Consider the following 13,400-nt stretch of genomic DNA (forward strand, 5'->3'; position numbering starts at 1 on the left):
TTATTTTTGAAATGTGCCAAGCGTTTCCAGAATTTCCTGGTAGAACGCTTCCTGGCTCTTATCCCCATGCACCAACTCAGATTCAATTTGACCGTCTTTAATGAAAAGAATCCGACTTGCATAACTCGCTGAAAACGGATCATGCGTCACGAGTAAAATCGAAACCCCGTGATTCTTATTTAAATCATCCATCGTATCCAGCAACTCGCGCGCCGCTTTGGAGTCCAAGGCGCCGGTCGGTTCATCCCCAAACAAAATGTCCGGTTGCTGAACCAAGGCCCGTGCCGCGGCCACCCGTTGCTTTTGGCCGCCGGATAACTCGGTCGGATAATGATCCAACACCGCGGCAATGCCAAGCGTTGCCGCAATTTGATCAACCGCTGCCTGTTGCTTTTTGGCACTGACATTCTGTAGCGCCAGCGGCAAGGCGATGTTTTCACGCCCGGTTAAGTTCTCCAATAAATTGAAGTCCTGGAAAATGAAGCCGATTTTCTTGGCCCGAAAATCCGAAAGTGCATTGCCTTTTAACTTGGTCACATCTTCGCCTTTAATGCGAACAGCACCAGAAGTCGGGCGATCAAGTGTACTGAGAATGTTCAACAAGGTTGTCTTCCCTGAGCCAGACGCCCCCATGATGCCAACGAATTCACCGGGTTCAACCTGGAAACTAACACCTTTCAATGCTGGCGTCTGCTTTTCACCGCGTTTGCCATAAGTTTTGGTCACATTTTCAACCGTTACAACTGGTTGTTTGTCCATGATAATCCTCCATTTGCCTGTTTGCTTTTTTGAATAATGTCATCATACCAGCTCTAGACCGGCATTTCCTGATAATGGGCTAACAAACAGCCTTTTCAAGCTAACGTCTTTGTAAGCCACTTTAACTTTTCTTTACTTCTGGTTTTTCACAGCTGCGACTGTTTCGACAGCTGCGAAAAGAAAGTTGCTGGTGTACCGCCTGTTAATGAAGAGGCGGTCGTGTATCAGTGAGCATATCGTGGCAAAAGAAAAACAAGGCTTTGATCTTTTAAATCCCATCAACCGAAACCTTGTCGCTTCTTAATACTCACGCTATTGACCAAAGAGCAGTCGCTTAATCTAATTTCTGTCTTGCCGCTTTTGGCACATCTTTAGACGGAACACTTTGCCAGCGGGTAACGCCGCGATTTTTGTTGTAAGTCATTTTTAGGTACGCATTCATCTTCAAATGCCGGTCACGATAAACTTTAAACTTGAGTTGCTTGGCTTGACCCTTTTCATCATAACCGGTCAACTTATAGTCATACTGCTTGTTGCCTTCACTATCATTTGATTCTTTACCTTTTTCCGTAATCTTCGTATAGTAGCTCGGACCGCCGTAGCTAAAATGTTGATAAGCTTTCATGGCACCGAATCCCAGCACAATCAGGACAACCAATCCTATTAGCATTTTTTTCAATGTCGTTTCGCCCCTTTTTTAATTTCCAGCCGCCAGCTATTCAAAGAGAGGTTTGTTCCCATAGCTCTCAGGCTTTCAGTTAGTTTATCAAGCGTGCGTCCCTATTGAAAATAGAATTGTCTAACAAATCACAAGACGTAACTAACGGGTTTGTAAGCAAGTTCACTGTTACGACTTTTCGACGGGAAAAAAGTTGTGCAGCTCAATAGCGCGGCGCACCAGCGGGGATATGCTGACCACTTGAATGCTCATTGACCGCCAGCAAAGCACAACTAAACTTCACTCACTCGTCGTGCAAAACTATCTGGCTGGCACTTACCTCCAAGCTAGCCAAGACATCTTGCTGTTCGATGAAAGTGATCCAAGCCTGCCGCGAATCTTGATCTTCCTCTTTAATATAGCGTTTCAAGTTGCAATAAGCGCTGCACACAAATCGCTCCACCATTGCGTCAACAGCTTTATCTGCCATTTTAGCGTCGCACTGACTTGTCGCCTGTTTAAGCCGTTGGTAGACAACCGCGCGCCGCCGAAAATCACGTACAGCATGGCAATGGGACATCACATATTCTTTAAATGTATCATGATTCAAACTTCCGCCTTCTTTGGTTAATTGAGAGACCTAACTTGTTATCATTTTAACATGGTCTTTGGAAATTCAGAATATGAAGTGCGATGGCGGCTTTTTGTTTGTGATTGTCACGTTATAGGGAACGTTTTACGGCAGTGCATGAGGCAGATGATTCATGATCTCATTGTAGTATCTCAAACTGAAAGACACCTCCATAATGACGTTAAACACATAAAAATGTGAACTGCTGAATACCATAACGAAGGTAGTTCTCATAAATATCTGGTTGTATCAGACAATAAAGGCCACACGTAAAGGGTCACGAATTACAGTTCACACTTTTTATGCATTTGCTAAGGCTTTTCGGTCTAGCCATGATATACTGCCTATATAAAGCACAAAGGAGGGGCCCCATCATGCTTATTGAATTTTCCGTCCAGAATGCTACTTCTATCAAAGACGAAATGATCCTTTCAGCTGAAACAGGTGAACGTCTCAGCCGCCTCAAGGAAACTAATACCATCAGGGAAAACAACAGTTCACTGCTAAAAAATCTCATGATTATTGGTCCAAACGGCTCTGGCAAGGCAAATATCATCAATGCACTCAAATTGATGCGATCCATGGTCTTAAACGACCCTGATAAAATCACTACATCATTGCCGTATAATCCATTTAGGTTAAATACGCTTAATGCCAAAGCACCGACCAAATTTCAAGTTAAATTCAATTATGGAAATCAAACCTTTCAATATTCCTTCTCTTATGTTTCCAAAGCAATCGTTGCCGAGAAACTAACCCAGGTTCTCAAAACAACTGAACGGACGATTTTTGCTAGGGAGGGTCAAAATTATCCGGTGCTGGATGAGGAGCTTAAGAAAGTTGCCGCAAATACCAAAAAGAACTCACTTTTTCTTTTCAATGCACAAAAGGCAAATATCTCCGCGGCAATTACCGTTCTCGAATGGTTTCAAAAGGATCTTGTTTTCGTCAATAGCAAGAACATTATTCCTGACCAGCTAACCGAGTTAATGGATGACAAACGAATCAAAGATGAATTTCTACGCTTTCTTCGCTTTGCTGACTTCAATATTATTGATGTTAAAGTCAGAGATATTCCTTTGAGCCTCCCGGAAGAGATCAAAAAAATCATGGCGACTTTGCAACCAGAGATTGACCTTCCTGATACTCGAAAAGAACTCTATGCTTCCCACAAACAATACGATGGTAACGGCAACGTTATTGGTACTGAGGAAATCCCACTTACTCAAGAATCACGGGGCACCCAAAAAATTTTCCTGATTGCACTCTCTATCATCAATGCCCATCTTAACGGCAATGGTAAGACAATTCTCTTCGACGAATTTGATGATTCCTTACATTTCGAATTATCAAAAGCGTTAGTCGAAATCTTCAACTCTAAGCAAAATAGAAACCAGTTCATTCTGACCACCCACGAACTGCAACTGCTCAATTCGGAATTGCGAACGGATCAAATTTATCTGGTCGAGAAAGATTTTCAAGGCAGAAGTTCGCTTTACTCTGTTTTTGATTTCAAGGACAGCAAGAACACGGCTCGCCATGACGTTCAATATATGAAGCGCTATATTGAAGGCCGATTCGGCTCCCTGCCGCAAATTGATGTCGACGAGATGCTCAGCGCATTGAATGCCAGCAATCCACCAGCGAGGAAGTAATGATGCCCCGAAAATCACGGAAGATGCCTTATAAAAAGATCATCGCAATTTACTGCGAAGGCGAGTCAGAAAAAGCTTATTTCAAAATGTTAAAAAGAAAGTATCATGCAGCCAATGTACACGTCCACTCACCTAAATTGGTCATCACTTCCGTTGGCCTGAGTGGCATGTCGCTACTTAAAAAAGCCTTCCAAAAAGTTCAGCGACTAAAAAGCAATGAGCAGGCAGAAGAAGTCTATGTCGTATTTGATAGAGACAGCTTGGGACCAAGTGAAATTGCGGATTGTCGCAGGTTCGCCATGCAACACAACATGTCTATCATTTCTCAAATGTCAATCTTGAAATCTGGATCTTGATGCATTTTCAATCCGTCCGGCGCCCATACACACCAACTGAGTTAAACAGTATTCTGTCAGGTCCTGCTTTCTTCAACACCAATTACGAACGTTTTAAGGGAAAGCCTTACGATGACCTTCTTTATGACAAGGTGAAAACAGCTAAAATGAATGCTGATGCTCTAGAAAATGGATATTCTGAACCGCTTTTCCTAAATGATCCTTTCACAAATATGAACCATGCGATTCAAGAAATATTTGACGTCACCGAATTTTAAAAGCCACGCACTAAATGGCCGTTTGTCATGCAACAACCGATATGAAAGGCATTAAGCCATAACTTCTCCCAGCCCTATCACAATTAAGACAAGCGAAGTAGGTACCAAAACAATGCCACCCACTAACGAAGCGCGACGGTAAGGATCGTTTACGCCAAGGAGTTTAGCAACTTTCCCTGCCAATAAGACAAACAGGATGATGTTGGATGGTGAATCTTCAAGTGTCTCGCGAGCATCGTTTTCACGAAGCTTCAAGAAGACAGTGATAAACACGCAGCCGTTGAAAGCCAAGAGGAGCCCGAGTAAAAGTGTGAACATATCAGCATCCCTTTTTTCTAAATTGGGCTACATATCAAAAATCAATTTTGTTAAGTTTAAGATATTCCCACCACCTTGGCTGGTCAAGAGCCCTCTTTACTTTTTCAAGTTATATACCGCCGTTTTACACACACTCCGATAACAGCTGTGTAAAATGGCGGCATATGTCCGTGGTCAGAGGAATTATTGAAGGTTTAAGCTTATTTTAAAATAACACTCTGCACCTTAAACATTCACCGAGGCTTCCTGAAATCACTATGATATACTTGTCCTATAAAAAAGCGAGGACTAATCATGACCATTAAAAAGGGTGTTTATCTAATCAAGACACTTTCAGGCTCAGTTTATAAATTGGTCAACACCGACAATCAAAAATGGCTTGAAAGGGTTCCTTCTCAGGAATCCAGTTCATTGCGGCGGGACAATGAACGAATAATTGTTTATGAAGTTCTGAATCTTGCCGTTGGAAAACCAGCATTATTTGCGATAGAACCTCTCGGGTTAGGAAATGTAACTTTACGAGAAACTACTACGGTTCTCGAAATGATAGTCGTAGATCAAGCGGAGTGCTAAAGCAGACAGGGAGCTGTCAGTCCGCTTGGCAGTCTTAAACAAAGTGCCAAAAATGGCTGATGTCAGAATATGCTCCCTTAGCAATTGAGACCTGCTGAACTGCATCAACAAACGAACCTGTAAAAGGTTGAGATAATGGTCAACAACTGAATCGACACTGTCACTGCAAAGCTTGCAATGACAGCGTCGATTTTTTTTCAACAAAAAAACACCTTCCCAGATTTCGGGAAAGTGTCGATGCTCCAAATATTGATCGAATGATTAACGCTTGGAGAATTGTGAAGCTTTACGAGCCTTCTTCAGACCGTACTTTACGTTCCTCGGTTTTATACGGTTTAACCGAGTTTCAAAATCCCTTTATATCAACGTTTCTATTCACTCACTTTTATGGAATTTCAACGAGTTTTGAGCGTGACGCCCTAATTTGGTACAAAATGGGCATTTCGTAAAGCTACGATTAACGCAAAGCAAACGTACAAATGAACGTAAAGCAGGTTGCTCCCAGACCTGCTTTTTTCGTCCCTCAAAGTTCGCTTTATTCAAGAACAAATCAATAAATATGGAGGAAATTACATTGATGAAAGCAGCCCGGCGAACCCCCATTTTCGCCGCATTGATTATGCTATTCGCCCAACTCTTTGTCCCCGCCTCAATCGCCTTCGCCGCCAGTATGACCAACATCAAGGTTGCTGACTGGCATAACACTTGGCATCTATATTTGTTCAACGGTCTACATTGGACAGATAACGGTATGCATATGAAGAAAGTGGACGGCAAGGTTTCCTTCTGTGTGGAGCACGGGGTTAATCTCGATGCGAGTGGCTCCGGCTACAATCCCAGCGCCTACTCCGACAGTAAGAAGGATCAACTAGCCAAGATCGCGTACTATGGCTACTACCAGAACCCAACCAACCGTAACTACGCTGTGACCCAGATGATTATTTGGGAAACTCTTGGTGACACGCTACTAACGACACCGAACAAGACCTACCAGGCTGAAAAGAATGCAATTCTTGATAAGGTCTCCGCGCATGATCGCAAGCCATCGTTCAACGGCAAACAGATCACGCTCGCAGTTGGCGATTCAATCACGCTGACGGATACCAACGGACGGCTCGCGGCTTTCGCCCAGCAAACGTCGAACACCGCGAACCTCAAGATTGCAAAATCTGGCAACAAGCTCACGCTAACGGCCACTTCCCAGTCTAAGGAATCCGGTAAGGTGGCTTATGCAATCGCCAAGGCCGCTGATGTAGGTACCTCTTTCGTCTACACGAAAGGCTCACAACAGAAACTGGTCAACTTCAAGTTGTCCAGCAATGGTGAGTTCAGCCTGCCAATCAAGGTCAACTTGAATGGTAACGTGAAAGCCAAAAAAGTTGACGCCGACACCAACAAGGCGCTGCCGGGTGCCACGCTCCAATTTGAATACAATGGCACCACCAAGGCAGTCACAACTGGCACTGACGGCTATGCTGCTCTGAACGGGATCAAGGCTGGTACCAAAATCAAGATCAGCGAAGTTACCGCCCCGAACGGCTACGTAAATAAGGGTGAACTCAAGGAAGTCACCATCGAACCCGGCAAGACCGTTGAAGTTGTCCTCGGCAACAAGGAACAGCTCGGTAACGTGACCCTCACCAAGATTGGGCGTGAGTTCGGTAGTGACATGTTCAATGCCTACTACTCACTGAACGGCGCCGTCTATGGAATCTATACCAGCACCGGAACACGGGTTGGCGCAATCACAACTGATGGTAACGGCAAAGGCACCTTGCAAAATCTCAAGCTCGGTAGCTACTACGCACTGGAAGAAAAAGCCCCTGCTGGCTATGTTCTGAACACGACCAAGCTGCCGTTTGAATTGAAGTATGCTGGTCAAGCTGTCGCGGTCACTACGGCTCACGTCGATACGACCGATCAAGAACAACGCGGCACTGCCACCATCATCAAGGAAGACACCGTTACGGGTAAGCAGCCACAAGGCGCTGCCAGTCTTAACGGTGCTGTCTACGAACTCCACCGCGCAGCCGATGACAAGCTCGTGAAGTCGGTGACGATTGCCAACAACGCTGCATCTGTTTCCGGATTGGAACTGGACGATTACTACTGGCAAGAAGTGAAGGCCCCGACTGGCTACGTACTTGATCCGCAAAAGCATGCCTTCAAGCTGGCTTACGCAGGTCAAAACACCACCACTGCAACTGCACCCACGACGGTCAAGGAACAAGTCATCACTGGTGATCTCGACTTGCTCAAGTACGGGAACTACGACTGGACAACCCAAGGCAAGGGCACTAAACCGGTCATGCTCAAGGACACCCAGTTCACTGTAACCAGCAAGACTACCGGTAAGGTTGTTCGTACCGGTCTCACCGATACCCAAGGCTACGTAAAGTTCATGGATCTGCCTTACGACACCTACACCGTCACTGAAACCAAGCCCCCCACAGGCTACAACGGGATCAAGCCGTTCACAGTCGTTGTTGACGGTACCCAAAAGTCCCAGCATTACAGCATCGAAAACAAGGCTATCGAAGAAAAGCTGCGTGTTGTTAAGGTCGATACCGAAACCGGTAAGACCGTGCTGCGCGCTGGCGCGATCTTCCGGATCAAGAACTTGCAAACCAACAAGTACGAAGTCCAGCCAACTGCCGACAAGACTGGTACAACTGACAAGTTTGCTACTGACAACTCCGGGGAGTTGATCACAGCCGAAGCGCTCGGCTACGGCAAGTACCAACTCGAAGAAGTTCAAGCTCCAGAAGGCTATGTGCTGGCTAAGAAACCAGCCAAGTTCACCATCGACGGTAGCCATAAGGACGGCATCGTGGTCATTAAGTTTGCTGACCTCTCCCAAAAGGGTGTCGCTACCTTGACCAAGACCGGGGCTACCCCAGTCGCCGTCGAAAAGGTTGAAACTGAATACGGCGATCAGTACAAGTTCAAGTACGATTACACCGCACTCGCTGGTGCGAAGTTCGAGTTCAAAGCAGCCGAAGATATTACGACTGCTGACGGCACCGTTCGTGCCCACAAGGGTGCCGTGGTTGCTACCGGCACCACTGACGCTCAAGGTCAGATTCAGACCCCAGAACTCTATCTTGGCAAGTACACGGCAACTGAAATCTCTGCACCAAACGAGTTCATTATGAATACCGATCCGATTGCTTTTGAACTCAAGTATGCCGGGCAAGAAGTGACGGTAACCTCCACCTCACTTGAAGCAAAGAACGACTTCCAGCAGCTCGACGTTTCGCTAAACAAGCAAGAAGAAAGCATCACCGGCTGGAAGGACAACCTCCCAGTTATCAAGAACATCGCGGCCAACGGTCAGACTTTCGGCTTGTTCACGCAAGGCGAAACCAAAATCGGCGATACTGTGATTCCTTCTGAATCACTCGTCGCCACCACGACGGTCAAAGACGGCAAAGGTGAATTTGGCGCGATCCAGTTGCCAGAAGGCTACTACTACGTCAAGGAACTTGATGCCAGTGAGAAGCACGACTTGAATACCACGATGTACGGCTTCCATTTCCACACCACTGACAATGAGAAAATCAAGCACATCGACCTCAATGACGGCAAGGTGATTAGCAACAAGCTCCACGAAAACGAACTGTCATTCAAGAAGATCAATGAAATTGCCACGCTGGTTGCAGGTAAAGGCTACTCCTACGCGATGACCGGTAACGCTGCTGGTGCGATTTTTGAACTGCTCGATGCTGACAAGAAGGTCATTCAGACCATCACCGTTGGCAAGGATTCCACTGGTTCGATCAAGCACCTGCCTGTGGGCACCTTCTACCTCCGTGAATCCAAGCCTTCTGCTACCAACCTCGTTCTTTCCAAGGAAACCCTCAAGCTCGTATCCACTAAGAACGGCGTGACGGTTTTCGATAGCAAGGATAAGCAGATTGGCGAGACAAAAGCTGATACCAAGAAACCAACTATCGCCTTTGAACTGACCAACGACTTGATCAAGGGCACGGGCGAACTGACCAAGACCGACGTTTCTACTGGGAAGCGGCTGCCAAACACCAGCATCCGCATTCTGGACGAAAACGGCAATACGGTTGTATCTGGTCGCACTGACAAGAACGGGGTCTTCTCCTTTGGCAATCTGCCTGCTGGCAAGTACAGCTTCCAAGAATACGATGCACCAAAGGGCTACGAAATTAGCGAAGCCCTCGTGCCATTCGAAATCACTAAGAACGGTGAAATCGTGAAGGCCGTCATGACCGACAAGCAGACGCCTAAGCCAAACCTCCCACAAACCGGTAACGTGATGTCCGGCTGGCTCGTGGTTATCGGTGTTGCGATGCTAATCGGCGTCCTTGCCGCAATGGTTGTGATTGGCGGTGCCAAGAAGAAAGATGGCCAGTAACATGCGTATTTCTTCTATAAATATGTACCCAGATCCCGGTGGCGACGTCCTACTCCAGGGCGACATCGTCCTGGATCATGTGTTGATCTTGAAAAACGTGAAGCTCATCGAAGGTCAGTATCGCTGGTATATCCAGTTCCCGCGATACGCGGATGGTCGCACGGTTCACCCAATCTCCAAATCGTTTTATGACCACCTACTTCAACAACTAACCGAATACCATCACCAAGCCACAGCCGAGTAGCCCAACTACCCGGCTTTTTGAATACGAAAGGAAGGCTACACCATGGAACTCAAATTCGTTGCACCAAATATTGAAAAGACGTTCGGTCACCTGTACTTCGGCTCGCTCAAGCGCGAAGCATTAGAAGGTGATCGCGATAATCGCAAGGTCGTGTCGCGCACTTACGAGTTGTTCTCCGACTTGCAGCGTACCGACAACATCGAGATCACCATTCCGGCGAAGAAAGGTGACAAGGCCGAAAGCATTGAGGTTGATGCGCCAGTCACCATCATCAAACCGCGCATTGCGACCGTTGGCTACCGAATCGGTGAACAAGCCTTTGTGCGCTACATCTGCAATGCCGACGATATTGTCCCAGTCAAATAAGAGAAAAGAGGAACTTACATGCGATTAGCAGAAGGCATCGTTATCGACCTAGAAGAAACCTTTGGCGTCTTGAAATTCTCCGGCCAGCGCCGTGAACGCTTCGTGCAAGACGAGGACGGCAACCGTACCGACGACGTGAAGGAGCGCACCTATGACTTGAAGTCTATGAAACAAGGAATGATGATTCAGGTTTCCATTCCGGCCGAGGCTGGGGTCAAAGACTTCAAGTACAACCAAATCGTCACCTTAGTTGACCCAGTGATCGACACCGTAGCAAACGCGAACTTCAACCGCGTTGAAACTTCGTGGTACATGAAGGCCAAGAATCTCGTTATTGCCACCGCACCGGTCAAGCCGCAGGAGAAGCCAAACAACAATGACAAGAAATAGCTCACAGCGCCACTCCTCGCGCGCACCGCCACTGCGGCGGTGGCCTACCACTAACGAAAGGAGTTGATCACAGATGATGACTTCTACCCTGACCATAGTTGGTCGTGAAGTGTTCATTGACGACTATAACGAAGAAATCGACAACGACTACCGCCTTGACCCAGACGAGATCCTGCAAGACATGGTGGCACTCATGGAAGAAAGCCCTGAATCCTACCAACACCTGCATATCGACAGCGAACAGACTCTAACGACGGCATGAATAAGCTGTTCTCGTTCACTTCATACGAGGGTGAGGATGGCTTACGGCTCTCGTATCTGGGCGTCAACGATGAATAAGGATGTGAGATCGATGAAGCCACAAAATCTTGAAATCAACGAATTCATCGAAGACTACACCAGACTTGTCAGAACGGATGGCGTTCCCCCAAGCGCTGATTTTTTACGGGAATTGGTCGCTGATGCCGCAGCACAGGCAATGGACGGTCAATTCATTATCTGGGTTGATGACAACATGATTGATGACAAGCCAAAGGAATTCATTTTCAACTTGCTTGAAGACACCGTGATTTATATGGGGGTGGATTGAATTTCGTATTATCACAAATGAAAGGAGCTCGAAAATGTCCGCAATGAATATCGACGGATTCTTGGAAGACTACCCCGCGCTAGTTGACCCTGATTTCCACGACCCTAGCCCGGAAGCTTTGATCGACATGGTGCTGATGGCTGCCGAACAGGCAACTGCTGGCGAACCGTTTTCCATTTGGGTAGACGGCGAATGTACCCGCGATCACGAATCCAAAGAATTCAGCTTTAATATCGACACCGAAGACCGACAACCCGCTATCAAATACATTGGCGTCAAGTAACGCCCAAAGGAGAAAACTATAAACGATCAAGTAACTCTCGTCAACTTGGACGACTTTCAACTTCACTACGAACGCATTGCTGACTTTGACAACGGTGCATCACCCACTGGTGACGTCATCATCAATTTAATCAACGCGGCTAATCACGCGGTTCAAGCTGGTATGAATGCTTGTGATTTAATTTTAGCCAACGAGCAATGTGCGAAACCCGAAGCCTATCTCCAAGGCGCGCGCTTTAGTTTCAACGTTTCAAGTAGCCCACTTGGTCTTGTAATTGGCTACGACGGCGTAAATCTTGACGAATGAAAATCACGTATCGCGGTACACGGGTCTATCCGCGTCAACGCAACCTGCTTTACAACACTGCGATGACCATTGTGGTTAGCTTGTGGGTAATTGGGGCTGTGATTGCCTATTGGCCGCTGCTAAGACAAATCAACTGGAAATTCTTTAGTTGGCCGGACGTGGTGGCCTTGCCTTGGTCATGGCTGCCGCTGGTTATTAACAGTTTATGCACGGCACTACTCTTTGGCGTTGGTCTGTGGGCATATCGAACTTGGTTTGCGGATTCCTACAAGCAGATGGAACACCGCCAAAAGCTCGCCCGCATGATCATGGAGAACAAGTGGTACCAAACTGACCAGTCCAACAGCGAGAGTTTCTTCAAGGACTTAGGCTCAACGCGCACCAAAGAGAAGATCTCGCACTTTCCAAAAATCTATTACCAGCTCAAGGATGGGCTGATTCACGTTTCCGTTGAAATCGTCATGTCTTCCTATCAAGATCAGCTCCTGCACTTGGAAAAGAAGCTAGAAGCTGGTCTTTACTGTGAGCTGGTCGACAAGATCCTGCACGATTCTTATGTCAAGTACACCTTGCTTTACGACACTATTGGCAAGCGTATCACCATCGCTGACGTGACCTGTGAACATGGCTCCATGCAGCTCATGGAAACTGTGGCTTGGCACTATGATGCGCTGCCTCACATGTTAATCGCTGGTGGCACGGGTGGTGGTAAGACCTACTTCATTTTGACGCTGATTGAAGCGTTGCTGAAAGACGGTGCCCAACTCACTATTCTTGACCCGAAAAATGCTGACCTCGCTGATTTAGCTGATGTGATGCCAGGAGTTTATTCCAAGAAGGAAGCCATGCTGGGTGCAGTGGAAACCTTCTATCAGGATATGATGGCACGTAACGACAAGATGAAACAAATGGACGGGTACAAGACCGGCGAGAACTACGCCTATCTTGGACTACCCGCCCACTTCCTGATTTTTGATGAATACGTTGCCTTCATGGATGCCTTGGGACGCGATGCCATGCAAGTCATGTCCAAGCTCAAACAGATCGTCATGCTTGGCCGTCAAGCGGGCTTCTTTCTCGTATTGGCCTGCCAACGCCCTGACGCAAAGTATCTGGGCGATGGGATCAGAGATCAGTTTATGTTCCGCATTGCGCTTGGGCGCATGAATGAGCTGGGCTATTCCATGATGTTCGGCGAAACCAATAAAGACTTCTTTCAAAAGCCAATCAAGGGACGCGGCTACGTTGATACTGGCGGTAGCGTGATCTCTGAATTTTACACACCGCTAGTACCGCACGGCTATGACTTTCTGGCCGAAATTGGTGCCGCAGCCAATACCATTCCTGCAACCCCAACAAAACAAGAGGTGCCAAATGAGCACTGATGTCAAAATCGAAAACCGCACGCAATTCCTCAATGACTTTCAGGGAAACGTTCCTTTCCAGTCTGACGAAGACACGGAAAATCAACTTGAATGTATGGCGATGCACGATCGCGAGTACCCAAACGCGAGTACCCAAATTGAAGGATCTGGATGCGTTCCCGGCGGACTGACCGTTTTCAGAAACTATTTTGGTTCAGTATGAGTTCAGACGGAGTTAGCAAAATAATTTTGACTTATTTCACC

At 46.9% G+C, this 13,400-nt stretch carries 17 protein-coding genes and 1 pseudogene; 13 read left to right on the forward strand and 5 right to left on the reverse strand.

Annotated features, from left to right (window positions below):
- The 3 genes from LBCZ_RS11420 to LBCZ_RS14375 all read right to left on the reverse strand — a co-directional run bounded on the left by LBCZ_RS11420 (position 1) and on the right by LBCZ_RS14375 (position 2,027).
- Complete coding sequence (locus tag LBCZ_RS11420; protein ID WP_039639979.1) at positions 1 to 759, reverse strand: ABC transporter ATP-binding protein; 759 nt, start codon at positions 757 to 759, stop codon at positions 1 to 3.
- 334 nt (positions 760 to 1,093) lie between these two features.
- The gene (locus LBCZ_RS11425) at positions 1,094 to 1,438 is read right to left on the reverse strand and encodes a YxeA family protein (protein WP_025012584.1); all 345 of its coding nucleotides are present in this window, start codon (positions 1,436 to 1,438) and stop codon (positions 1,094 to 1,096) included.
- A gap of 283 nt (positions 1,439 to 1,721) precedes the next feature.
- Complete coding sequence (locus LBCZ_RS14375; RefSeq protein ID WP_025012583.1) at positions 1,722 to 2,027, reverse strand: hypothetical protein; 306 nt, start codon at positions 2,025 to 2,027, stop codon at positions 1,722 to 1,724.
- Between the two features lie 395 nt (positions 2,028 to 2,422).
- Here LBCZ_RS14375 and LBCZ_RS11435 point away from each other — a divergent pair, with 395 nt between their 5' ends.
- Together LBCZ_RS11435 and LBCZ_RS11440 are read left to right on the forward strand one after the other, a co-directional pair.
- Positions 2,423 to 3,703, forward strand: a complete 1,281-nt coding sequence (locus LBCZ_RS11435) for an AAA family ATPase (protein ID WP_025012582.1) — start codon at positions 2,423 to 2,425, stop codon at positions 3,701 to 3,703.
- 2 nt (positions 3,704 to 3,705) lie between these two features.
- Positions 3,706 to 4,059 (forward strand): RloB domain-containing protein, encoded by a 354-nt coding sequence (locus LBCZ_RS11440; RefSeq protein ID WP_032958417.1) that lies wholly within the window; start codon positions 3,706 to 3,708, stop codon positions 4,057 to 4,059.
- Between the two features lie 308 nt (positions 4,060 to 4,367).
- Here LBCZ_RS11440 and LBCZ_RS11450 read toward each other — a convergent pair whose 3' ends face one another.
- A complete protein-coding gene (locus LBCZ_RS11450; protein WP_025012581.1) occupies positions 4,368 to 4,634 on the reverse strand; it encodes a hypothetical protein in 267 nt (88 codons plus the stop codon).
- Between the two features lie 294 nt (positions 4,635 to 4,928).
- On the opposite strand from LBCZ_RS11450, the gene LBCZ_RS11455 reads away from it, so the two are divergent.
- Positions 4,929 to 5,207 carry a hypothetical protein gene (locus tag LBCZ_RS11455; protein WP_025012580.1) on the forward strand — a complete coding sequence of 93 codons (279 nt, stop codon included), beginning with the start codon at positions 4,929 to 4,931 and terminating at the stop codon, positions 5,205 to 5,207.
- 261 nt (positions 5,208 to 5,468) lie between these two features.
- Here the strand turns inward: LBCZ_RS11455 and rpsI are convergent.
- Positions 5,469 to 5,552: pseudogene (gene rpsI, locus LBCZ_RS15720) on the reverse strand (30S ribosomal protein S9); the annotation flags it as partial.
- A gap of 232 nt (positions 5,553 to 5,784) precedes the next feature.
- Between rpsI and LBCZ_RS11460 the strand changes: the two are divergent.
- From LBCZ_RS11460 to LBCZ_RS11505, 10 genes are all read left to right on the forward strand, one after another.
- The gene (locus tag LBCZ_RS11460) at positions 5,785 to 9,594 is read left to right on the forward strand and encodes a SpaA isopeptide-forming pilin-related protein (RefSeq protein WP_171020829.1); all 3,810 of its coding nucleotides are present in this window, start codon (positions 5,785 to 5,787) and stop codon (positions 9,592 to 9,594) included.
- A gap of 1 nt (position 9,595) precedes the next feature.
- Entirely contained in the window at positions 9,596 to 9,838 is a 243-nt protein-coding gene (locus tag LBCZ_RS16635) for a hypothetical protein (RefSeq protein ID WP_025012579.1), read from the forward strand.
- Between the two features lie 42 nt (positions 9,839 to 9,880).
- Positions 9,881 to 10,204: a DUF961 family protein gene (locus tag LBCZ_RS11470; protein ID WP_025012578.1), complete on the forward strand. Its 324-nt coding sequence runs from the start codon at positions 9,881 to 9,883 to the stop codon at positions 10,202 to 10,204.
- An 18-nt stretch (positions 10,205 to 10,222) separates the two neighbouring features.
- Positions 10,223 to 10,594, forward strand: coding sequence for a YdcP family protein (locus LBCZ_RS11475; RefSeq protein WP_025012577.1), 372 nt, complete (start codon positions 10,223 to 10,225; stop codon positions 10,592 to 10,594).
- Between the two features lie 73 nt (positions 10,595 to 10,667).
- Positions 10,668 to 10,856: a hypothetical protein gene (locus LBCZ_RS11480; RefSeq protein ID WP_225421667.1), complete on the forward strand. Its 189-nt coding sequence runs from the start codon at positions 10,668 to 10,670 to the stop codon at positions 10,854 to 10,856.
- A gap of 90 nt (positions 10,857 to 10,946) precedes the next feature.
- The gene (locus LBCZ_RS11485; protein ID WP_025012576.1) at positions 10,947 to 11,183 is read left to right on the forward strand and encodes a hypothetical protein; all 237 of its coding nucleotides are present in this window, start codon (positions 10,947 to 10,949) and stop codon (positions 11,181 to 11,183) included.
- A gap of 34 nt (positions 11,184 to 11,217) precedes the next feature.
- A complete protein-coding gene (locus tag LBCZ_RS11490; protein WP_025012575.1) occupies positions 11,218 to 11,466 on the forward strand; it encodes a hypothetical protein in 249 nt (82 codons plus the stop codon).
- 45 nt (positions 11,467 to 11,511) lie between these two features.
- Positions 11,512 to 11,772, forward strand: coding sequence for a hypothetical protein (locus LBCZ_RS11495; RefSeq protein WP_191995924.1), 261 nt, complete (start codon positions 11,512 to 11,514; stop codon positions 11,770 to 11,772).
- On the forward strand, positions 11,769 to 13,157 hold the full coding sequence (locus tag LBCZ_RS11500; protein WP_025012573.1) for an FtsK/SpoIIIE domain-containing protein: 1,389 nt from the start codon (positions 11,769 to 11,771) through the stop codon (positions 13,155 to 13,157). Before LBCZ_RS11495 ends, LBCZ_RS11500 begins: the two co-directional genes overlap by 4 nt.
- On the forward strand, positions 13,147 to 13,359 hold the full coding sequence (locus LBCZ_RS11505; protein WP_070098475.1) for a hypothetical protein: 213 nt from the start codon (positions 13,147 to 13,149) through the stop codon (positions 13,357 to 13,359). The genes LBCZ_RS11500 and LBCZ_RS11505 overlap by 11 nt, the downstream gene beginning before the upstream one ends.
- Positions 13,360 to 13,400 lie beyond the last annotated feature (41 nt).

The sequence above is a fragment of the Lacticaseibacillus casei DSM 20011 = JCM 1134 = ATCC 393 genome (assembly GCF_000829055.1).
In the GTDB taxonomy this organism is placed as follows: Bacteria; Bacillota; Bacilli; order Lactobacillales; family Lactobacillaceae; genus Lacticaseibacillus; species Lacticaseibacillus casei.